The sequence below is a fragment of the Solirubrobacter deserti genome (genome assembly GCF_027587175.1).
In the GTDB taxonomy this organism is placed as follows: domain Bacteria; phylum Actinomycetota; class Thermoleophilia; order Solirubrobacterales; family Solirubrobacteraceae; genus Solirubrobacter; species Solirubrobacter deserti.
In genome coordinates this window covers 22,854-45,206 of the sequence record NZ_JAPCID010000057.1, presented here as the reverse complement: position 1 = coordinate 45,206, position 22,353 = coordinate 22,854, and the positions used below count along the sequence as shown (strand labels likewise).

Here is a 22,353-nt window from a genome sequence, read left to right as displayed (position 1 = left end):
GGCCCGCGCCGGCGCGGCGCGCGCGGCCGGCGACGGCCGCCCACGCGCGGGCGCCGCGCGTGCAGGCAAGTCGATCCCGTCCAACGCGGTGACGCTGGCGCGCGAGACGTTCTCCGCCGCGCCGGGTGAGACCGTCACGGTCCGCCTGACGCTGCCGATGAGCACGCGCAACCAGGTCGACCGCTTCGGCCGGGTCGCCGTGTTCGCCACGGTCCAGCTGGGCCGCAGCGAGGCCGTCCGTGGCGACGACCTCCTGCTCACGCCCGATGCGCGCACCGTCCGCCTCCTCGACGCCGGCCGCGAGGTCAAGGTGGCCAAGCAGCGGGCCAAGCTGCGCGTGCTGTGCCCGAAGGGCCACGCCGGCGCGTGCCGCGGCACCGTCAACGCCACGAAGTTCACCATCAAGGCCGGCAAGACCAAGACGGTCTCCGTCAAGGCCAAGCGCGGACAGCAGCTGTCCGTGCTCGTCAAGACCCGCGCGGCCGGCGGCACCGTCGCCAAGCGGCTCACCGTGACCCTGAGGGCAAAGGAGGCCCGTCGATGAACCTGTTCCGCCTGATGGTGGTGACGCTGGCGTTCGCCGGCGTCCTCGCCGGGACCGCGCACGCGCAGACCCGGATCGACGACGGGCCCGTCCGTCTGACCAACGACCCCGAGCCCGTGTTCTCGTTCACGGCCGCGGCGCCGGCCGAGTGCCGGATGGACCAGCTGGCCTGGCAGCCGTGCGCGGACGGCGTCTACAAGGCGCCCAGGCTGACCGACGGCAGCCACGTGTTCCGCGTGCGCAGCACGGCCGACGGCACGAGCGCCTTCCACTCGTTCACCGTCGACTCGGTCGCGCCCGCGCTCACGCTCGATCCCGGCCCTGACACGATCAACGACGTCACCGCGACGCTCACCTTCTCCTCCCCGGAGGAGGGCGTGGAGTTCCGGTGCGCGATCGACTCGGGCGAAGCGGCGCCGTGCACGTCGCCGTTCACGACCCCGGTGCTGGCCAACGGCACGCACTCCGTGAACGTGATCGCGGCCGACGCGGCGAACAACCAGACCGTGGCCTCGCGTGTGCTCACGTTCGCCGCGACCGGGCCGGACACGACGATCGACGGCGTCGAGGGCTCCACGAAGGAGCGCACGCCGACGTTCGCGCTCGCGTCCACGCGCCCGAGCTCGACGTTCCAGTGCAAGGTCGACGACGCCGCGTGGGCCAAGTGCGACGCGTCGTACACGACGGCCGAGCTGACGCCGGGCGAGCACACCGTGTACGCGCGCGCCACCGACGCGGCCGGCAACGTCGACCCGACGCCCGCCGCCCGCGTGCTGCAGGTCCGCGACTGCACGGAGAAGCTGACGATCGGCGTCGTCGAGGCCGTCGCGGACTGCTTCTACCGCGAGGACGGCCTGTGGGTGGCCGAGGACTCGGTGAAGGTCAACGGCATCACGTTCAACAAGATCGACGGCCGCAAGCTGCGCTTCGACACCGACAAGCGCAAGCTCTCGCTCGGCCAGATCCAGCTGCGCATCAAGGGCATCGTGCTCTACGAGGGCGACCTCGAGTGGACCGTGCCCGAGGGCGACAAGGTCACCCTGGCGAAGTTCAACGTGGGCTCGAAGACCAAGCTCGGCTCCAAGCCCAAGGACTCCGAGAAGGCGCTCGACCTCAAGGGCGACGACGGCGCCAACGTCCAGGGCTTCGAGCTCGTGGGCGAGGCCAAGCTCGAGCTGCTCAAGGGCGGGATCGCGGTGCTCAGCGGCAACGTCGAGCTGCCGAAGGTCTTCCAGGACGCCGAGGGCAACGGGCTCACCGGCGCCGTCGAGGTCAAGTCCGACAACGTCCGCGGCATCCACCTCTCCGGCCTGAAGATCAACGCGCCGCTCGTGTTCGTCGGCAAGGTCGAGATCCACAACCTGCACCTCACGTTCTCGGGTGAGCACAACGGCGACGCCAAGCCGACCTGCAACCACGACTCCCCGGGCCTGAAGTGGGAGGGCGGCGCCGAGGCGATCGTCCTCCCCACGCCCAACAAGCTCCGCATCGACAACGTCGGCATGGGCTTCGCCGACGGCGGCTTCAACCACGCGGTCGGGACGCTCAACCACGAGCCGGGCCTGAACATCGGCGCCGGCATCCGCGTGCAGAAGATCGCGATCAAGGTCTGCGCCGGCTCGCCGGTGACCGTCGAGGGCCGCATCGGCCTGACGGCGCTCGGCATCGACAAGGGCGAGGCGAACCTCAAGATCCCGGACGCCGGGCTGATCTTCAAGGCCGGCGACCCATGGTCGCTGCGCGCCGAGGCGCCGCTGGCCACGCTCACCCGTGACCGCGACTACACGTTCAAGGACCTGCACCTCGGCTACGCCTCCAACGGCGCGGTCGACTTCGGCGGCAAGCTGAACTTCTCGCTCGGGCTCAAGGGCCCGGTGCCGCTCGGTTCGATCGACGCCGCCGTGACCATCGACGCGTCCGTCGACGGCTTCATCGAGGACTCCAAGTTCAACGCGGAGATCTCGGCCCAGGGCTGCTTCTCCGGCACCTACAAGGTCGCCGACACCGTCCCGGTGCCGATCCCGAACCTGTGCCCACGCGTCGAGGGCCTGGTCTCCAGCAAGGGCATCGCGCTCTGCGGCCAGCTGAAGGTCGGCAACGACAACATCGGCGGGGTCGGCGCCGGCTACACGTGGGGCGGCTCGCTGAAGTTCATGGCCGGCACGTGCGATCTCAAGGACTGGCGCGTGGAGAAGGCCAAGGCCAGCGCGGCCTCGCCCGGTGAGAAGACGATCGTGCTGCCGAAGGGCAAGCGCGCGATCATGGTCGCCGTGCGCGGCGCCGGCGCTGCGCCGCAGGTGCAGCTGCGCGGTCCGGGCGGCACGAAGATCGCGGCGCCGGGCAAGACCGAGCGCTCGCTCGCGTTCACCAACAGCGGCACCCAGACCACCTACGTCGTGCTGTCGCGTCCGCGCGGCGGCCGCTGGACGATCACGCCGGCCGGCGGCGCGACGATCGCCGCCGTCAGCAGCGCCGAGCTGCGTCCCGCCGTGAAGGTGCGCGCGCGGGTCGGCGGCTCCGGCCGCACGCGGACGCTGAAGTACAGCGTCGCGCGCCAGGCGGGCCAGACCGTGCGCTTCGAGGAACGGGGCACGGCCGCCGACCACGTGCTCGGCACGGTCCGCGGCGGCGGCAAGGGCACTCTGCGCTTCCGCCCGGCCGACGGCCGCGGCGGCAAGCGCACGATCGTCGCCGTCGTCGAGCAGGACGGGCTCCCGCGCAAGCGCCTGACCGTCGCGTCCTACATCGCGCCGGCGCGCGTGAAGCCGGGCATCCCGAGGGCGCTGAAGGTCACGCGCCGCGCGTCCGCGGCGTCCGGCACCGCGCCGACGACGATCGCGTGGCGTCCGGCCGCGAACGCGGATCGCTACTCCGTGCGCGTCACGCTGCCGGACGGCCGCGTCGTGCTCAAGCTGGTCGACGCGGACACGCGCGTCGTGAAGATCGCGGACGCCGTCAGCGTCCGTGTCGTGGCGATGCGTGCCGACAACGGCACGGGTCGCGCCGCCACCTGGACCCGAAAGGACTGACCCGATGCACGGACGCATCATCTCGGCGGCGGTGACCGCCATGCTGGCGCTCGCCGGCCCGGCCTCCGCCCAGACGATCAACGAGGGTCCGGCGAAGATCACCACCGACGCGACGCCCACGTTCACCTTCAGCGGTGAACCGGGCTCGACGTTCGAGTGCCTGATCGAGCCGACCGGCACGTGGAAGTCGTGCGCCTCGCCCTACAGCGTGCAGCTGCCCGACGGCGAGTACGTGTTCTCCGTGCGCGCCACCGACGGCGCCGGCAACGTCGAGCCGAACCCGCCGCGCTGGGCGTTCACGGTCGACACCTCCACCGTGGACACCACGATCGAGGGCGGCCCGGGCGACGTCACCAACGACCCGACGCCGTCGTTCACGTTCGCCACCGAGACCACGGGCGCGACGTTCGAGTGCAAGATCGACGGCGCGAACTCCTCGGTGCCGGCGTGGGCGGCCTGCTCGTCGCCGTTCGAGGCGCCGAAGCTGCGCTCCGGGGCCTACACGCTCAACGTACGCGCGAAGTCGCCGCAGGGCAAGCTCGACACGACCCCGGCGCAGCGCGCGTTCACGATCGACGCCGACGCGCCGGACACGACGATCGTCAGCGGCCCGGCCGAGGGCGCACGGACCGGCACGGTGCAGACGTTCGAGTTCGGCTCCTCCGAGTCGGGCTCCACGTACGAGTGCCGGATCGACAACGTCAGCCAGGAGGGCGTCGACACCAAGACGTGGGAGCCGTGCGCGCCGCACGGCCAGTTCACGACGCCGCGGCTCGCGGGCGGCCAGCACACCGTCGAGGTGCGCGCGACCGACCGCGCCGGCAACACGGACGAGACACCCGCCAAGCGCTCGTTCACGGTCGACGACTGCCAGCCCGTCGTGCGCTTCGGCGTGATCGAGGCGACCGCGCCCTGCCTGCAGAACGTCGGCACCGAGGCCCAGCCCGTCTACGAGTCCAAGGACACGGTCAAGGTCAACGGCATCCCGCTGCCGTCGATCGGCGGCAGCAAGACCGTCCTGACCGCGCCGACACCCGACAAGAAGGGCGGCTCGATCGCGATCCAGAACGTGAAGATCGAGCTGGCCGGCATCAAGCTCTACGAGGGCGGCATGTCCTGGGATCTCCCCGAGGGCAAGCTCGGCGAGGAGAAGGAGTTCAAGAAGATCGACCTCTCCAAGGCCGGCCAGAAGCTGTTCGGCATGAAGGTCGAGGGCCACGTCGCGCTGCGTCTGCGCGCCCCGGCCCAGCCGGGCGGCAAGTACAAGTCGGTCCTGGCGCTGCACATCGCGCTGCCCGAGGCGTTCAAGTCCGGCCCGGACAGCGGCTCGGGCTCGGTCACGGGCGACGTCGCGATCAACATCGACAACGACGGCGTCCACCTCGACGGGCTCAAGATCAAGGTCGAGAACGCCTACATCGGCAAGCTCGGCGTCAAGCTCGTGTGCCTGAGCTTCGCGAGCGCCGGGTCGAGCGCGGTCGAGCCGTGCCAGGCGCCGGCGATCGGCCCGGGCAAGCCGAAGCCGTACATGGAGTGCCGCTCCGACAACAACGCCGACCGCTGGGACGGCGCGCTGGCGATCGTCCTGCCCACCGCCTCCAAGACCCAGCTCGGCATGTGGGGCGGCCTGCGCAACGGCAAGCTCAGCCATGCGGGCGCGTACGTCGACGGCCTCGGCACGATGGTGCCGCTGGCGCCGGGCGTGTTCCTGGAGAGCGTGCGGCTGGGCGTGTGCCTGGAGCCGCCGCCCTTCCAGGTCAAGGGCGGCGCGGCCGTGTCGTTCGGCCCGTCCGTGGACGGCAAGTCCGCGGTGCGCATCGACGGTGACCTGCACTACTCCGACGCCTGGAACGGCACGCCGTGGTTCATCAAGGCCAACGGCTCGCTGTCGCTGTTCGGCAAGCAGGTCGCGACCTCGGACTTCACCTACTGGGGCTCCGGGATGATCGACTTCAACTTCCGCGGCGAGCTCGACTTCGGCCTCGCGCAGATCAACGGCGGCGTCACCGGCTGGATCGAGACGCGCTCGCCCTCGCGCTTCAACGTCGAGGGCTGGGTCAGCGTGTGCGTCTACAAGGTCGGCTGCCTGGACGGGCGCGCGGTCGCCTCCTCGGTCGGCGCCGCGGGCTGCATCAAGGTGACGCTGCTCGAGGTCCCCGTGCTGGTCAAGAACAAGAACTGGAAGATCTGGGCGCCCTGGCGCGTGCACTGGGAGATGCAGCCGATCACCGTCAAGGGCGGCGCGGGCTACACGTGGAAGAACCACGACCTCGACCTGATGCTCTCGTCGTGCTCGATCGGCAAGTGGATCCTCGCGCGGCCGTCGCAGGTCGGCGCGATCCCGACGATCGACGTCCCGGCCGACATGCCGGCCTTCACGGCGCGCGTGCACGGCAAGGACGCGGCGCCGCGCGTGGACCTCGTCGGCCCCGACGGGCGCCGGATCACGGTGCCCGAGGACGGCGGCGAGCTCGTCGAGGGCTCGCACATGATCGCCTCGGACCCGCACAAGAAGGCGACGTCGATCCTCGTCACCGGGCCGGCGGCCGGTGAGTGGCGGATCGAGCCGCACGCGGGCGTCGAGGTGACGTCCGTCGACAAGGCGTTCGCGACCCCGCAGCCGACGCTGGTCGGCGGCGTGGGCGGCAAGGGCCACAAGCGCACGCTGGCCTACAGCTACTCCCCCACCCCCGGCCAGAAGATCACGTTCGTCGAGAAGGGCCCGCGGACCAAGCGCGTCATCGGCGTGGCCAAGCCCGGCCGCTGCCGCGAGGCGGCAGGCGGCGTCGACACCGAGCGCAAGACGGCCTGCGGCCAGCTGCGCTTCGCCCCGGGCGCCGGTCCCGCGGGCAAGCGTGACATCGTCGCCCAGATCGAGCAGGACGGCCGTCCGGGCGAGGAGATCAAGGTCGCCTCCTACAAGGCGCCGAAGGAGCGCACGCCGGCCAAGCCGGGCTTGCTGCGCGCGCGCCGCACGGGTTCGGCCGTGCTCGTGCGCTGGGCGGCGGTGCCGAACGCCGTGAGCTACAACGCCGTCGTCACGACCTCGGACGGGCGCAAGCTCTCGTTCGCGCCGGACGACGCCAAGCGGCCGATCCGCGTGGCGGGTGTGGGCCGTGACGTGACCGTGCGCGTGGCGCTGCGCACGGTGCGCCTGGACGGCAAGGTCAGCAAGGCCGCGCGCGTGCGCATCAAGGCGACGCGCAAGGCGAACGTCGCCCCGCACAAGAGCAAGCCGCTCAAGCGCGTCTCCACGAAGAAGAAGGGTGGCCGGCGATGAGGCGGCTCGTGTTGGCCCTGGCGGTCGCGCTCGGCGCGGCCGCCCCGGCGGGCGCCGCGGAGCGCTCGGACGACACGGTCAAGCCGGTCGTGTTCGTCTCGGGTGGCGAGACCGGCACGGCCGTGGACTGCAAGGCGACGTGGAAGCCGCTGCAGGGGCAGCTGCGCCAGCAACGGATCCTCGCCGACGAGCGCTTCCACCGCTTCAAGACGACGCCGTTCGTGACCGTCTCGACGCACGCGGGCGACACCAACTGCGACTGGAACGTGGGCGTCGCCGACAGCGCGGGCGTGGAGGCACACGGCCGCGCGCTGGCGGACTACCTCAAGAACCGCTACGGCGCCCAGCCGTTCGACGCCGTCGCGGCCGGGACGGGCGGCGTGGTCCTGCGGGCCGCGCTGGCGCTCGAGCCGTCGCTGGCGCTCGAGGACGCGATCACGCTCAACGCGCCGCACGCGGGCGGGAAGGAGCTCTCGTCGGACTGTGCGCGACGGGTCTGCGGCGAGCTCGACGCCGACCACGAGATGGGCAAGGCCTTCCTCGCCCACCGGCTGAACCGCTGGATGAACCCGCAGGGCGCGAAGGGCACGGACTGGACCGTCATCGGGTCGGCGGCGGACGCGCTCGTCAGCGGCGAGTCGGCGACCGCGATGGACGCCGAGCACAAGACGGTCTACCTCAAGGACTATCCGAAGCAGTTCCTCACGCACACGTCGCTGCTGACCAACACGACCGAGGGCCACACGGCCAAGATCACCTACTCGCACCGGGGGACCGAGGTCTTCGAGTGGCGCAAGGCTCCGTGGCCGGCCGAGCGGATCGGCAATGACCTCGTCCTGGGCGCCGCTGAGAGCACGAGCGAGTCCGGCAACGCCGAAGACAGCCGCTGCACCGGCTACAACGACGCCGGTGGGCCCGTGATGGTCGAGGACCCGGGGCTGGCGCAGTGGAAGGGCACCAAGCGGCGGATCTCGTTCATCCGCACCGGCATCCTCGAGGCCTACGCGGAGTGCTTCGCCAAGCTCGACGCCAACCTCTACGCGACGACCGGCACCGTGCGGCTCAACGGCCTCGACATCACGCCCGGCGCCGGCAAGTGGGTGCGGATCGACGTCAAGTCGCGCACCGTGCGGTCCGAGTCGATGTCGATGTCGATCCCGTCCACGTACTTCGACCGCCTCCCGATCCCGCTCGCGCAGCACAAGGAGCTCAACTGGACCCTGCCCAAGGAGGCGGGCACGCTGCGGCCGACCGACATCGACGGGTTCGGCGCCGCGGGCTCGGTGAAGCTCTTCGGGCTGCCGTTCAAGGGCCTGCACAAGCTCTCGCTCGGGCAGGGCTCGACGTCCCTGGAGGTCAACATCGGCATCCCGGGCATCTTCAGCGGGACTGCGCCGACCGGCGAGGCCTACAGCAGCAGCGGGCGCTCGCAGTGCTCCAACGGCACCGACGACGACCGCGACGGGCTCGTCGACTCCGCCGACGAAGAGTGCAAGACGCCCAACGACAACTACGAGAGCGCCGCGGACGGCCCGGGCTTCATCGGCTCCGTGCGCACGGACAACCGCGACGGGCTCAAGGTCGACAAGCTCGGCGGCACGGTGGAGGGCAACATCGGCCTCGGCCGGCTGCGGATCGGCGGCGCGTCGTTCTGGTACTCGGCGGCCGAGAACGAGTGGGAGGCGACGCTGTCGGCCGCCATCCCGATCCCGCGCGCGCCCGACGTGAAGGTCGGCGTGGGCGTCAAGGAGGGCACGCTCAAGCACCTCTCCGGCGAGGTGTCGAACATCGGGCTGGGCCCGTTCCTCGGCGGCCTCTACTGGCAGCGGATCAAGATCGGCTACGTCTTCCAGCCCAACTGGGAGGCCACCGTCGGCCTGGGCCTGTCCTGGGGCCCGCGCATCTACACCTCCGAGGGTCCGCTCTCGCTCGTCGACGCGGACGGCGACCTGACGTTCAACGCCAAGGGCTTCAAGCTCTCCGGGTCGCTGTCGTTCGTCGGCGAGCAGTGGGGCAAGGGCTCGATCGAGTACAAGGAAGGCGGCGTCACCGCGGTCGCCGAGCTCGGCAAGGACTGGAAGCTCAAGAGCAAGGACGGCGAGAACGAGCTCAAGACCGAGCTCAAGGGCACGTTCACGGGCGCGTTCGCGAGCGGCTCGGTGGACTTCCGCGCCAAGGCCGGGCTGTGCTTCGCGGGCAAGCTCTCGTTCGGCGTGATCTCCACGGAGATCGAGTCGAGCTGCCTGGCCGCCGCGGAGGCCCGTCTGACCTCCAACAGCAAGGCGCTGACGGTCAGCGCCTGCGGCCAGATCGACCTCAAGGTCTGGTCGGGCTCGATCGGCTACGTCAAGCAGATGGGCATCATCAACGGCCGTCCCGGCAGCAAGAGCGAGCGGGTCGCCGACTCCTGCGACTTCGACAGCTGGCACACGCCGGCGTCGGCGGCGCAGGCCGGGGCGCCCAGCGTGTCCCTCGGCTCCGGGCTGGATGCGACCGTGATCGCCGTGCGCGGTGAGGGCGCGCCGCCGCACGTGGCGCTCGCGGGCCCGGGTGCGGCCGCCGCCGCGGCGCCGGCGTCCGCCGCCGGCATCGTCAAGGGCGAGCGGCACATGTTCATCCACTCCCCCGGCGACAACACGACCTACGTCGTGCTGGCCAAGCCCGCGGCCGGGCGCTGGACGGTCGAGCCGCAGCCGGGCTCGGCGCCGGTCCGCTCGCTCGCGAGCGCAGCGGCGCTGCCCGAGCCGTCGGTGGCGGTGAAGGTGCGGCGGGTGCGCGGGAAGTACGTCGCCGACTACGAGGTCGCGCCGCTGAAGGGGCAGACCGTCCGGCTGCGTGAGCTGCGCGCGGACGGCGGGGCGTTCACGATCGGCACCGCGCGGGGCCGGAAGGGCACGCTGCGCTTCAAGCCGGCGTTCGGGCGCGGCGGCACGCGCCGCATCGTGGCGGACGTGCTGCAGAACGGCGCGCCGCGGACGTCGCTGACCGTCGCGCGCTACACGGCGCCGAAGCTGCGCACGCTCGCCGCGCCCAAGCGGGTCACCGCGACCCGCGGCGGCACGGTCAAGTGGAGCGCGGTGCCCGGCGCTGTCGGCTACACCGTCGGCGTCTGGACCGGCGACGGTCGCGAGCTGACGTACGACGTCGATCCCGGCAAGGCCCGGCGTGTCACCGTCAAGCGCCTTGCGGGCCACACGCTCGAGCGCGTCGTGGTCCGCGCCGTGCGCGCCGACGGCGCGCCGGGCCGGGCCAAGACGCTCAAGCCGTGAGATGAGGCGTCACGGCCCGCCGGCCACGCGCCGGCGGGCCGCCCGTCACGTGCAGCACGGCTCTTCCGGCCCGACGGACGGCGGCGTGACGACCCAGGTGTAGGTCGCCGGGGTGGCGTCACGCTCCCCCGTCTCCGGATCGATCGCCGTGACCGTGACGGTGTGGGTGCCGAAGGCGAGATCGTCGAAGCGCGGATCGGCGGAGCACGGCGCGGCGGGCCGGTCGTCGAGCCGGCACTCGTACCGTGCGCCCTGCACCGAGGATGCGAGCTCGAACAGCGCTATCGCGTTGGGCGTCACGCGGTCGGGGCCGCGGACAAGCTCGGTCGAGACGTCGAGCCGCGAGACCGTCGCGCCCGTGATCAGATGCCAACGACCATCCGCCCAGAACGCGCGGTCCACCGCATGCGGCAGCCGAAACGGCCGCTCGCCGCGCGCCACCAGCTGGGACTCGCTGCCGACCCGGTAGAGCACCTGCCCGGTGCGGCTGATGCCCTGCAGGCGCGCGGCCTCCGGGTGCACGAGGTCGAGCCGCCCCTGCGGATCGCGCGTCCACACGCGCAGCGGGCTCGTCGGCCGCGTCCGGTCGGCCGGGCGCGTGAAGGCGATCCAACCGTTGTTGACCATGTAGTCGACGCCGGGCTGCGGCGCCGGGCCCTCCCGGAACGTGTCCTGGATGATCTCGCCCGGGCCGTCCCCGTAGGCGATGAAGCTCGGGGATTCACAGCACGGCGCAGTGCGGCGGAAGGCGACGGCCGTACCGTCGAAGACGGGCTGCGACGCCCATGTCCAACCGACGCGCCCGATCCGCGAGATGCGGCCGTCCCGCAGCCAGTGCAGTGCGCCGTCCAGCGTCGCGAACACGGCGTCGCCGTTCGCGGCGACGGCGTTGCCGCCGCTCGCGCGGTAGTTGTGGGTGAGGTAGTCGGTGCGTCCGCTGGACAGGCGGGTGCGGGCGAGCCCTGAGCCCGAGCTCCACAGCAGGAAGTCGCCCGCGACCGAGAACGGGGTGTGCCCGAACGCGCCCGCTGTCCGCAGCACGTCGCCGCGCCACCAGTCCAGCCACAGGCGCGCCTCGCCATCCCGCGCGACGTAGACGACGCCGCCGTCGATCAGCTTCGCGTTGGCGGTCGCGAACCCTCCGGGGCGCAGTGGGACCGCCGTGGGCGCGCCGCCCGCGACCTCCTGCACCATCAGCCGCTGCGTCGGGCGTTCGAGATAGAGCACCCGATCCGGCGCGGCGTCCACAATCGTGCCGGGGACCGTGGCCAGACGCGTGATGTCCGCCGCGGCCGGAGCCGCACAGACGAGGAGGACGAGCGCGGACACCATCAGGGCTCTCATGGCGGGCGAACCTACTCGCGCATCCCTGCGCAGTCACGATTGATGCGCAAACCGCATCGCGGCGCGGCCCCACACGGAGCCGCGCCGAGAAGGTTCAGGCCGTTTCGACGGCGACGTCCTCGACGCCGCTCACGCGCTTCATCTTCGTGCCCGTGATCTTGCGCTCGCGGATCTCCAACCGGCGCGAGAGCCGTGAGAGCGCGTAGTTGACGATCACGAACAGCAGGCCGATGAAGATGAACACCTGCAGGATCGGGGCCTGGACCTCGACGAAGAAGCCCGAGGAGGTCACGATCCGGCCGCGGCGCATCACCTCCGTGATGGCGATGATGGACACCAGCGTCGTGTCCTTGTTGAGCGTGATCAGCTGCGAGACCGTGGCCGGCACCATCCGGCGCAGACCCTGCGGCAGGATCACGTAGCGCAGCGACTGCGCGCGGGTCATGCCCAGCGCGGCCGCCGCCTCGCCCTGCCCGCGGGGCAGCGAGAGGATGCCGGCGCGCATGATCTCCGCCAGCACGGCGCTGTTGTAGAGCACGAGCCCGAGGAAGGCGCCGAGCACCAACCCGGACTGGAACGCCTCGGGCGCCCAGCCTGGCATCGCGTCCTCCCATGCCTGTTTCCACGAGGACGGGAGGCCCAGCGCGAAGTACAGGATCAGGAAGATCAGCGGCAGGTTGCGGAAGACGTCGACCCACGCGCCCGCGATGAAGCTCACGGGCTTGATCGGGGACAACCGCAGCAGCGCGAGGATCAGGCCGACGATCAGCGCGAAGATGATCGACACGACCGCGATCTCGAGATTGATCAGGAAGCCCTCGAGGATGAACCGGGCGTTGTTGCCGGTCCAGAGCCACTCCCAGTTGTCGGGACTGAAGAGGTAGTTCATCGCGCGATCGAGAACCGCTTTTCGAGGAACCGGAACGCGAGCGTCGCCGCCCCGGTCAGGATCAGGTAGCCGACGGCGGCCCAGAAGAACGTCACGTCGGTCTCGAACGTCCGCGCCTGCACGATGCGCGCCTGCTTGAGGATGTCAGGCAGCGCGAGCAGCGACACGCCGATGATCGCCGAGTTCTTGATCATGGCGATCGTCAGCGAGCCGAGCGGGGGGATGACGGTCCGGAACGCCTGGGGGAGCACGATCCGGCGCAACGTCTCCGCGTAGGAGAAGCCGAGCGACAGCGACGCCTCGATCTGGCCCTTGCCGACCGAGAACACGCCGGAGCGCAGCGCCTCGGCCACGTAGGCCGCGGTGTAGAGCCCCAGCGAGGCGATCCCGGCGGTCCACGGGCCGATGTCCACGTCGGCGCGGCGCAGGCCGGCGTACGAGATGAACAGCAGCACGAGCAGTGGGACGTTCCGGAACACCTCGACGTAGAGGCCGCCGAGGCGCTGCAGCCACTTGTTGGGCGCGATCCGGAACGCCGCCACCAGGGTGCCCACCACCATCGCGACGAGGAACGACGCCACGATCAGCCGGCAGGTCACCCAGAAGCCCGAGCGGAACTCGGGCCAGTACTCGGTGAGGACGTCGAACAAACGAGGTCCGGGCTAGTTGTTCTTGACCGTCTCGACGGCCTCGTCGACGGTCATCGTGGGCGGCTCGGCGGACTCGCCGGTGTACTTGCCGATCCACTCCTGGTGGAGCTCGGCCCACTTACCGTTGTCCTTGAGCTCCTGGAAGACGCCGTTGACGAACTCGACCATCTCGGTCTCGCCCTTCTTGATGCCGGCGCCGTACGGCTCCTGCGTGAGCGGCTCGCCGACGAGCTTGAGCGTGTCGTCCTGGATGATCATGCCGGTGAGGATCACGTCGTCGGTCGAGACCGCGTCGACGGCGCCGTTCTGCACGAGCTCGAGGCACTCCGAGTAGGAGTCGACGAGCTTGAGCTTGGCCTCGGGCGCCTGCTTCTCCAGGTTCGCCTCGTAGGTCGAGCCGAGCGCGGTGCAGACGTTCTTGCCCGCGAGGGACTCGACGCCGGTGATGTCCGAGTCACCCGGCACGAGCACGCGGCCGCGCGCGATGAAGTACGGGTCCGAGAACTCGATCTGCTGCACCCGCTCCTCGTTGATGGTCATCGTGGAGAGGATCAGGTCCGCCGTGCCGTCCTCGAGGAACGGGATCCGGTTGTCGGAGATCGCCTCGATGAACTTCGGCTCGACGCCGAGCTTGGCGGCGACGGCCTTGCCCATCTCGATGTCGAAGCCCTCGACCTCACCCGACTGCGGGTTCTTGACCCCGAACGGCGGCACGTCGAACTTGACGCCGATCGTGATCTCGCCCTTCTCCTGGATCTTGCCCAGGGTCGAAGCCGGATCGAACTTCTCGGCCGCGGCCGTCTCGGTCGCCGCCGGGGTCGACTCCCCTGAGGCCCCGCCCCCCGCGGGCTCCTCGTCGTCCCCACATCCCGCAAACGCCAGCGCACCTACCGTGAGCGCGACGCCCAACCAACGCAAACCCTGCATGCTGAGCCCTTCCCCCTAGTGGTGGATGATCTTGTCGACGAACTCCCGCGCGCGTTCGGATTGCGCATTGGCAAAGAACTCCGCGGGTGGCCCCTCCTCCACGATCAGGCCACCGTCGATGAACACCAGCCGGTCGCACACCTCGCGGGCGAAGCCCATCTCGTGCGTGACGACCAGCATCGTCATGCCCTCGCGTGCGAGGTCGCGCATGACGTCGAGCACTTCCCGGATCATCTCCGGGTCCAGCGCCGAGGTCGGCTCGTCGAACAGCATCAGCTTCGGGTCCATGGCGAGCGCTCGCGCGATCGCCACCCGCTGCTGCTGTCCGCCCGAGAGCTCGGCCGGGAACTGATGCGCCTTCTCGGCGATCCCCACGCGGGTGAGCAACTCCTCCGCGCGTTGACGCGCCGCGTCCCGAGCGACGCCTTTCACCTTCACCGGTGCCAGGGCGATGTTGTCCAAGACGGACATATGCGGCCAGAGGTGGAACTGCTGGAACACGAAGCCGATCTCCGCCCGCAGCGACGCCAAGCCCTTGCCCGGCTTCACGGGACGGCCGTCGAACGTGATCTCGCCACGGTCTGCTGTCTCCAGACCGTTGACGCAGCGCAACATCGTCGATTTTCCGGAGCCCGAAGGCCCGGCGATCACGATCACCTCGCCACGCGCGACCGAGAGGTCGACGCCGGCTAGGACGACGTTGTCGCCGAACGCTTTGTGGATGCCCCGAAGTTCGACCAGATTCTGGTCACTCATTTACCCCTCACCCTGTTTTCAACCCTATACGGAAGTACGGCGGCAGTCACCTGGGGTGCTAGCCTCTGGCCCAATGGTCGGGCCAATTGCCTTCGGCACAGTTACTCGCGAGGGCCTGCCCGATCAGATAGCCACCCGTTTGATCGGTTTGATCACCGAGCGGCGCCTGCAGCCGGGAGACCGCCTGCCGCCGGAACGGGAGCTCGCCGCGACCATGGGCGTGTCCCGCTCGTCGCTGCGGGAGGCGCTGCGGGCGCTGGCCATGCTCGGCGTGGCCGAGATGCGCCAGGGCGACGGCACGTACGTGTCCTCGCTGGAGCCCGACAAGCTGCTGCGGCCCGTTGGGCTCGTGCTGTCCCTCAGCGATGCGGGGCTGGCCGAGCTGTTCGAGGCGCGCAAGCTCGTCGAGCCCGGCCTGGCGGCGCTCGCCGCCGAGCGGATCGACGAGAGCGCTGCGGCGGAGTTGGTGCGCTGCGCCGAGGCGTCCCCGGCGGTCTCCGAGGACGCCGAGGCGTTCATGTGGAACGACATCGAGTTGCACGCGCTGATCGCGCGGGCGGCCGACAACGCGGTGCTCAGCCGGCTGCTGGACTCGGTGGCCGCGATGGGCATCGCCAGCCGGCGCCGCACGGGCCGGCTGGCGCGGGTGCGCCTGCAGAGCGCCCAGGACCATGTGGAGATCGCCGCGGCCATCGCGGCGGGTGATGCGGAGGAGGCCAGAGCAGCGATGTTGCGGCATCTGGAGAACGTCGAAAGAGCGGTGAGCGGATGATTCAGCGGCCGGGCAAGATCGTGGCCATCGGGCTCAACTACATGGATCACGTGCGCGAGTCGGGCGCTGAGCCGCCGGCCAAGCCGCTCGTGTTCTGCAAGTTCACGACGTCGATCATCGGCGACGGCGACCAGATCAAGATCCCCCGGGGGCTGACCGAGCGCGTCGACTGGGAGGTCGAGCTCGCGGCGATCATCGGCAAGGAGGCGCGCAACGTCTCCGAGGCCGAAGCGCTGTCGTACGTGAGCGGCTACACCGTCGCCAACGACGTCTCGGCGCGCGACCTGCAGTTCGCCGACGTGCAGTGGGTGCGGGCCAAGAGCCTGGACACGTTCTGCCCGCTCGGCCCGCAGGTGGTCGAGCTCGACGATCCGCAGAACCTGAAGCTGATCACGCGCGTGAACGGCGAGGTCAAGCAGGACTCCAACACGAGCGAGATGATCTTCGGCGTCGCGGAGCTGATCAGCTTCTGCTCGCACTCGTTCACGCTCGAGCCCGGCGACATCATCCTCACCGGCACCCCGTGGGGCTGCGGCGAGTTCATGGACCCGAAGCAGTCGTTGAAGGACGGCGACGTCGTCGAGTGCGAGATCGAGGGCATCGGCGTGCTGCGCAACCCGGTGGTGGAGATCTAGCCATGCAGGTCCACGTCCCCACCTCCATCGACGAGGTCCTCGGCCTGATGGGCCAGGGCACGATCGTCGCCGGCTGCACCGGCATCTTCCCCCACCTCGCGCCGACCGAGTCGATCATCAGCCTGCGCAAGGCCGGCCTCTCCGGCGTCGAGACCGAAGGCGACACCGTCCGCGTCGGCGCCACCACGACGCTCACGCAGCTCGCGCGCGAAGTGCCGTTCCTGCGCGAGGCGATCGCGTCGATCGCCTCCCCCACCATCCGCAACATGGCGACGGTCGGCGGGAACCTGTTCGCGCCCCAGCCGCACGGCGACCTGGCCGTCTGCCTGCTCGCGCTGGACGCGGAGATCGAGCGCAACGGAGACCTGGTGACCGGCGTCAGCTTCAAGGTCCCCGAGCAGTGGTTCTACACCAAGGCGATGCGCCGCAAGCAGAACAGCGCGTCGATCGTCACGGTGGCGAGCGACGGCACGCGGATCGCGCTCGGCGGCGTCGCGCGCGAGCCCGTGCGCGCACTCGCCGCGGAGGCCAAGCTCGCGGAGGGCGACATCGACGGCGCGGCCGAGGCCGCCCTCGAGGCCGCCGACCCGTTCGACGACGCGTACGCCAGCGCGTGGTACCGCCGTCGCGTCCTGCCCGTCCACGTCCGTAGGGCTCTGACCAATGCCGTCTAGCGTCATCGAGATCACCGTCAACGGCTCCGAAGAGGAGTTCATCGCCAAGCCGGGCACGACCCTGCTGAGCGCCCTGCGCGACACGCTGGGATTGACCGCGGCCAAGCGCGGTTGTGGCGTCGGCACGTGCGGGACCTGCACGTGCCACGTCGACGGCGAGGCCGTGATGAGCTGCCTCGTCCCCGTCGAGACGATCAACGGCTCGGACGTGAAGACGCTCGAGGGCACCACGCCGCCCGAGGGCCTCTCGCCGCTCCAGCAGTCGTTCCTGGACAACTTCGCGACCCAGTGCGGCTTCTGCACGCCGGGCATGATCATGGCCGCGGAGGCGCTGCTGGCGCAGAACCCCAGCCCGACCCGGGAGGACGTGGTGACCGCGATCTCCGGCAACGTCTGCCGCTGCACGGGCTACGAGTCCATCATCGAGGCGATCCTGGCGGTGGGCAAGTGAGCGCCCCCACCACGGAGGCCGGCGGCTTCGACGTCGTCGGCAAGCCCGTCCAGCGCCTGGACGCGATGGGCCACGTCACCGGCCGTACGCAGTACTTCGAGGACTACAACCCCGCCGGGATGCTGCATCTGAAGATGCACCGCTCCGAGCGCCACCACGCGAACCTGGTCGAGGTGGACACGTCCGAGGCCGAGAAGGTCAAGGGCGTCGTGAAGGTCCTGACCTACAAGGACGTCCCGAAGAACTGGTACACGATCCTCACGCTCATCAACGTCGGCTACCCCGAAGAGGTGGTGCTGGCCGAGAAGAAGGTGCTGTGGATGGGCGAGCCGATCGTCGCCGTGGTGGCGACGAGCGAGCGCGCGGCGCTGGAGGGCGCCGCGGCCGTGAAGGTCACCTACGAGGACCTCGAGCCGATCTTCGACGTCGAGGAGGCGATCAAGCCCGACGCCTTCCCGCTCAAGCCGCACGGCACCAACTACTTCGAGTACGAGGGACACCACTGCCGGCGCGTGCGCCTCGGCGACGTGGAGCAGGGCTTCGCCGAGGCCGACCACATCTTCGAGTTCAAGTACCAGTCGCGGCCGATCGAGCAGGCACCGACGGAGACGACGGGCTGCATCGTCGAGCCCCAGCACAACGGGCGCCTGAAGATCTACTCCGACACGCAGGCGTGCTTCTTCACGCTCGACAACACGGCGCTGATCCTGGACGTGCCGTTCGGCAAGCTGCAGGTCGTCGGCGGGACCGTCGGCGGCGGCTTCGGCGGCAAGGTGGACGTCACCGTCGAGCCGATTTCCTGCATCGCCGCGATGCAGACGGGCAAGCCGGTCAAGTACGTCTACGACCGCTACGAGGAGATGCAGATCTCCTCCCCGCGCGCGGCCGAGCGCATCTACATCAAGGACGGCGTGATGAACGACGGGCGCATCATCGCCCGCCAGTGCACGCTGTACGCGGACGCCGGCGCCTACTCACGCCACTCGCCGTACGCGGCGACCAAGGCGGCGGCGCACATGCCGGGCCCGTACACGATCCCGAACGTCCACATCGACTCCTGGTGCGTGTACACCAACCGCACGCCGTCGTCCGCCATGCGCGGGTTCGGCGTGACGATCGGCGACTTCGCGCTGGAGACCCAGATGGACCGGATCGCGCGCGAGCTGGACATGGACCCGCTCGCGCTGCGGCTCATCAACGCCTACCGCGACGGCGACATGAAGGCCCACCACAAGGTCGCGGAGGGCACGGCGCTGATCGAGGTCATCCAGAAGGCCGCCGACCTGGTCGGCCACGAGTTGCCCGGCGAGCTGCGGGCGCTGTCGTCGAGGGAGGGTCGCTAGATGGCCATTTTGCGGGGACGGGGCTACGCCGCCGTCAACTACCCGACGGGCATGAACCTGGGCGGTGACCCGACCCAGGCGCTCGTGCACGCGACCACGACGGGCAACTTCGTCGTGTCGCTGTCCTCGGTCGATCTCGGCCAGGGCCTGAAGACCGTGGCGGCGCAGGTGGCCGCGGAGACGCTGGGTCTTCCCTACGAGAACATCATCGTCGACACCGCCGACACCGACACGGGGCCGCACTGCATGGGCACGTTCGCGTCCCGCGGCACGCACCGGGTCGGCAACGCCGTGATCATGGCCGCGCAGGAGGCGCGCGAGGCGATGCTCGAGGCGGCCGCCGAGGAGCTCGAGGTCGACGCCGCGGACCTCGAGACCGACGGCACGGGCTTCATCAAGCTCAAGGGCTCCGAGGAGAAGAAGATCCACGTCGTGGACCTCGCGCTGGCCGCGCACTTCAAGCTCGGCCGCACGATCGCGGGCCGGGGCATCTTCCTCAAGGAGCGCTCCTACCCGGAGCCCGAGACGGGCAAGATGGACCCGGACTCGGCGCAGGCGCACGCGTGCACGGTGGCCGAGGTCACCGTCGACGACGAGACCGGCGTCGTCGAGGTGCTGCACATGTACAACGTGTACGAGGTCGGCCGGGCGATCAACCCGGCGATGGCCAGGCAGCAGATCGAGGGCGGCGCGTGGATGGGCGTCTCGCACGCGCTGTACGAGACGACCGAGCCCTACTACCCCGTGCGCGAGCACGGCCCGCGGGATTTCGAGGAGTACCTCATGCCCGGGCCGGCCGACAATGCGCAGATGACGTCGGAGATCATCGAGTTCCCGGCCGCCAACGGCCCGTACGGGGCCAAGGGCATCGGCGAGATGACGGCCAACGCGCCGATCCCGGCGATCGCCAACGCGATCTACGACGCCTGCGGCGTGCGGCTGACCGAGATGCCGTTCACGCCGGAGTCGATCCTGCGCGGGCTGGACGAGCTGCGAGCGCGTGCCTGACCCGATCGCTCAGCTGGGGCAGGACCTCGCGGCGGAGCAGTACTTCGCCGACGAGGGCCTGCTCACCGCGGCGCATCTGTCGCTGACGCTCGGCCGTCCGCTGCTGCTGGAGGGCGAGCCGGGCGTCGGCAAGACGGAGATCGCGAAGGTGCTCGCGCGCGTGCGCGGCCGCGAGCTGATCCGCCTGCAGTGCTACGAGGGGTTGGACGCGGCGCAGGCGCTGTACGAGTGGGATCACCCGAAGCAGCTGCTCGCGATCCGCGCGTGCGAGGCCGAGGGCCGGCCTGTGGGTGAGCTCTACGACGAGGCGTACCTGATGGAGCGGCCGCTGCTTCGGGCGCTGCGGACGCCGTGCGTGCTGCTGATCGACGAGATCGACCGGGCGGACTCGGAGTTCGAGGCGTTCCTGCTCGAGTTCCTTTCCGACTTCCAGATCACCATCCCGGAGCTGGGGACGATCAGCGCGGTTGCGCGGCCGATCGTGGTGATGACGTCCAACCGCACGCGTGAGCTGCACGACGCTTTGAAGCGGCGCTGCCTGTACCACTGGATCGCGTTCCCGGACTCCTCGCGCGAGCGGCGGATCATCGAGGCCAAGGTGCCCGGGTTGTCGGCGGATGCGGCCGCGTCGTTGGTCGCCGCCGTGACCGGCGTGCGGTCGCTGGAGCTCATCAAGCCGCCCGGGATCGCCGAGACGATCGAGTGGGGCCAGGCGGCCAAGCTGCTCACCGACGAGGGCGCGGAGTGGCCGACCGCGCTGCGCCGGGCGCTCGGCCTGCTGGTCAAAGAGGCCGAGGACACCGAGACCGTGCTCGTGCACGCCGAGAGCCTGGGTCTGTGAGTCGCGAGGCGACTTTTCCACCGCAGCGGTGGAAAACCCAGCACGTACTCGACGAGTTCGTGACGGCGCTCCATGTGGGCATGGAGCGGCGTGTCGACTTCCTCACGGCCCTGCGCGACAACCCGCCGCACGACATCCAGCGGCTCTACTGGCTCGCGCGCGTGACCCTCGTCGACCGCCTGGAGGCCATCCCGGTCTTCGATGCGGTGTTCGCCTCGTTCTTCCTCGGCGCCCCGCCGCAGCCGGCACCGGCCGAGGAGGGCGAATCCGAGGCGCCAGAGCCGCAGGGCGAGCACGAAGCGGCCCCGATGGTGATGAGCGAGGGCACGGGCAAGAGCGCGTCGATCCACGAGCTGCGCCACCGGCGCGCGTACGGCGGCGCGCCCGACGACCTCGCCGAGCTGCGCCGCGCGCTGGATCGCCACCTGCCGAAGATCCGGTCGCGCCGCCGCCGTCCCGACCGCCGCGGCCAGCACCTGGACCTGCGCCGCACGCTCCGGCACGCGACGCGCACGGGTGAGATCACGACGCTGGCCCGCCGCGGACGCCCGCTGCGCACGCGGCCGCTGCTCGTGCTCATCGACGTGTCCGGCTCCCTGCGCGAGCACACGCCGGACTACCTGCGCTTCGCGTGGGCGGCGCGCTGCGAGGCGTTCACCTTCGGCACGCGCCTGACGCGCGTCACGCGCCAGCTGCGCCAGCGGGACGTCGCCCGCGCGCTCGCCGAGGTGAGCGCCGTGGTCGAGGACGCTGACGGAGGCACGCGGATCGGCCCGGCGCTGCACGAGTTCGTGAGCACGCCGCGCTACGCCGACCGGGCGCGCGGCGCGCTCGTCATCGTGCTCTCGGACGGGCTCGAGCGCGGCGACCCCGCGCAGATGGCCGCGGCCGTGCACCGGCTCGCGCGGCTGTCGCACCGGCTGCTGTGGTGGTCGCCGCTGGCGCTTCACCCCGAGTACGAGCCGGTCACGCGCGGCATGGCCGCGATCCTCGGCGACATCGAGCTGGCCGGCGCGCGAGACATTCAGACGTTGATGGAAAGGGTGCGTGAGCTGTGAGCGGATACGTCGACGCCCATCACCACATCTGGCGGGTCCAGGACCTGCCGTGGCTGAGCGGGCCGATGATCCCGCGCATCTTCGGGCCCTACGAGGCGCTGCAGAAACGCGACTATCTCGCGGCCGAGTACGGCGAGGCCGCCGCGGCCGCGGGGTTCACGCAGTCCGTCTACACGCAGGCGAACTGGCCGCTGGACCGCTCGGTGGACGAGGTCAAGTGGGTGCAGGCGCAGGCCGACGAGACGGGCTGGCCGAGCGCGATCGTCGGCTCGGCGGACCTGTTCGACCCGCGCGCGGAAGAGACCTTCGACGCCCAGATCGCCGCCTCGCCGCGGATGCGCGGCTGCCGGCTGCAGCTGCACTGGCACGAGCACGAGGCGTTCCGGTTCGCCAAGTCCGCCGACGCGATGCTCGACCCCGTGCTCGGCGAGAACCTCGAGCGGATCGCCGAGCGCGGCTGGGTGTTCGAGCTGCAGGCGTTCCCGAACCAGCTGCCGTACGTGCGCGAGCTGGTCGGCGCGCACCCGGACGTGACCTTCGTGCTCATCCACGCGGGGATGCCGATCGAGGGCGAGCCGTGGCGCGAGTTCCTGCACGAGCTGGCGACGCTGCGCAACGTCAACGTGAAGCTGTCCGGCCAGGGCACGTTCATCCACCGCGTCGACCCGGACTGGATCAAGACCGTCACCACGGTGGTCGTCGACGCGTTCGGCTCCGACCGCGCGATGTTCGGCACCAACTTCCCCGTGGAAAGCCTCTGGACCGACTTCTCTAGCCTGGTGAACGCGTGGTTCGGCGTGTTGGCCGGCTTCCCGCAGGAGGTCCAGGACGACGTGCTCGGCCGGACCGCGCGCCGCGTATACCGGCTCGAGGAGGCTTAGAG

At 70.5% G+C, this 22,353-nt stretch carries 18 protein-coding genes; 13 read left to right on the top strand and 5 right to left on the bottom strand.

What is annotated here, in order from left to right:
- The 4 genes from OJ962_RS28485 to OJ962_RS28470 form a co-directional block, all read left to right on the top strand.
- A partial coding sequence (locus OJ962_RS28485; protein ID WP_270006766.1) for a hypothetical protein occupies positions 1–544 on the top strand: 544 nt, incomplete at its 5' end.
- Positions 541–3,573, top strand: coding sequence for a hypothetical protein (locus OJ962_RS28480; protein ID WP_202951990.1), 3,033 nt, complete (start codon positions 541–543; stop codon positions 3,571–3,573). The genes OJ962_RS28485 and OJ962_RS28480, both read left to right, overlap by 4 nt.
- 4 nt (positions 3,574–3,577) lie before the next feature.
- Positions 3,578–6,853, top strand: coding sequence for an Ig-like domain-containing protein (locus OJ962_RS28475; protein WP_202951989.1), 3,276 nt, complete (start codon positions 3,578–3,580; stop codon positions 6,851–6,853).
- Positions 6,850–10,122, top strand: a complete 3,273-nt coding sequence (locus OJ962_RS28470; protein ID WP_202951988.1) for a hypothetical protein — start codon at positions 6,850–6,852, stop codon at positions 10,120–10,122. The genes OJ962_RS28475 and OJ962_RS28470 overlap by 4 nt, the downstream gene beginning before the upstream one ends.
- Positions 10,123–10,167: 45 nt before the next feature.
- On the opposite strand, the gene OJ962_RS28465 is transcribed toward OJ962_RS28470, so the two are convergent.
- The 5 genes from OJ962_RS28465 to OJ962_RS28445 all read right to left on the bottom strand — a co-directional run bounded on the left by OJ962_RS28465 (position 10,168) and on the right by OJ962_RS28445 (position 14,688).
- Positions 10,168–11,466: a hypothetical protein gene (locus OJ962_RS28465; RefSeq protein ID WP_202951987.1), complete on the bottom strand. Its 1,299-nt coding sequence runs from the start codon at positions 11,464–11,466 to the stop codon at positions 10,168–10,170.
- A 94-nt stretch (positions 11,467–11,560) separates the two neighbouring features.
- Positions 11,561–12,355 carry an amino acid ABC transporter permease gene (locus OJ962_RS28460; RefSeq protein ID WP_202951986.1) on the bottom strand — a complete coding sequence of 265 codons (795 nt, stop codon included), beginning with the start codon at positions 12,353–12,355 and terminating at the stop codon, positions 11,561–11,563.
- The gene (locus OJ962_RS28455; RefSeq protein WP_202951985.1) at positions 12,352–13,005 is read right to left on the bottom strand and encodes an amino acid ABC transporter permease; all 654 of its coding nucleotides are present in this window, start codon (positions 13,003–13,005) and stop codon (positions 12,352–12,354) included. The genes OJ962_RS28460 and OJ962_RS28455 overlap by 4 nt, the downstream gene beginning before the upstream one ends.
- Positions 13,006–13,017: 12 nt before the next feature.
- Positions 13,018–13,932, bottom strand: a complete 915-nt coding sequence (locus OJ962_RS28450; RefSeq protein ID WP_202951984.1) for a glutamate ABC transporter substrate-binding protein — start codon at positions 13,930–13,932, stop codon at positions 13,018–13,020.
- A 15-nt stretch (positions 13,933–13,947) separates the two neighbouring features.
- Positions 13,948–14,688, bottom strand: coding sequence for an amino acid ABC transporter ATP-binding protein (locus tag OJ962_RS28445; RefSeq protein ID WP_202951983.1), 741 nt, complete (start codon positions 14,686–14,688; stop codon positions 13,948–13,950).
- Between OJ962_RS28445 and OJ962_RS28440 the strand changes: the two genes are divergently transcribed.
- From OJ962_RS28440 to OJ962_RS28405, 9 genes are all read left to right on the top strand, one after another.
- Positions 14,654–15,460 carry a FadR/GntR family transcriptional regulator gene (locus OJ962_RS28440; RefSeq protein WP_322101345.1) on the top strand — a complete coding sequence of 269 codons (807 nt, stop codon included), beginning with the start codon at positions 14,654–14,656 and terminating at the stop codon, positions 15,458–15,460. The two genes, OJ962_RS28445 and OJ962_RS28440, sit on opposite strands and share 35 nt — an antisense overlap.
- Positions 15,457–16,095 (top strand): fumarylacetoacetate hydrolase family protein, encoded by a 639-nt coding sequence (locus OJ962_RS28435; RefSeq protein WP_202951981.1) that lies wholly within the window; start codon positions 15,457–15,459, stop codon positions 16,093–16,095. The genes OJ962_RS28440 and OJ962_RS28435 overlap by 4 nt, the downstream gene beginning before the upstream one ends.
- Before the next feature lie 2 nt (positions 16,096–16,097).
- Positions 16,098–16,769, top strand: coding sequence for an FAD binding domain-containing protein (locus tag OJ962_RS28430; protein ID WP_202951980.1), 672 nt, complete (start codon positions 16,098–16,100; stop codon positions 16,767–16,769).
- A complete protein-coding gene (locus OJ962_RS28425) occupies positions 16,759–17,220 on the top strand; it encodes a (2Fe-2S)-binding protein (RefSeq protein ID WP_202951979.1) in 462 nt (153 codons plus the stop codon). The genes OJ962_RS28430 and OJ962_RS28425 overlap by 11 nt, the downstream gene beginning before the upstream one ends.
- Complete coding sequence (locus OJ962_RS34280) at positions 17,217–18,563, top strand: xanthine dehydrogenase family protein molybdopterin-binding subunit (RefSeq protein WP_202951978.1); 1,347 nt, start codon at positions 17,217–17,219, stop codon at positions 18,561–18,563. The genes OJ962_RS28425 and OJ962_RS34280 overlap by 4 nt, the downstream gene beginning before the upstream one ends.
- Entirely contained in the window at positions 18,564–19,571 is a 1,008-nt protein-coding gene (locus OJ962_RS34275) for a xanthine dehydrogenase family protein molybdopterin-binding subunit (RefSeq protein ID WP_202951977.1), read from the top strand.
- Positions 19,564–20,412: an AAA family ATPase gene (locus tag OJ962_RS28415; protein WP_202951976.1), complete on the top strand. Its 849-nt coding sequence runs from the start codon at positions 19,564–19,566 to the stop codon at positions 20,410–20,412. Before OJ962_RS34275 ends, OJ962_RS28415 begins: the two co-directional genes overlap by 8 nt.
- Before the next feature lie 80 nt (positions 20,413–20,492).
- Entirely contained in the window at positions 20,493–21,470 is a 978-nt protein-coding gene (locus tag OJ962_RS28410; RefSeq protein WP_270006765.1) for a vWA domain-containing protein, read from the top strand.
- On the top strand, positions 21,467–22,351 hold the full coding sequence (locus tag OJ962_RS28405) for an amidohydrolase family protein (RefSeq protein ID WP_202951974.1): 885 nt from the start codon (positions 21,467–21,469) through the stop codon (positions 22,349–22,351). The genes OJ962_RS28410 and OJ962_RS28405 overlap by 4 nt, the downstream gene beginning before the upstream one ends.
- Positions 22,352–22,353 lie beyond the last annotated feature (2 nt).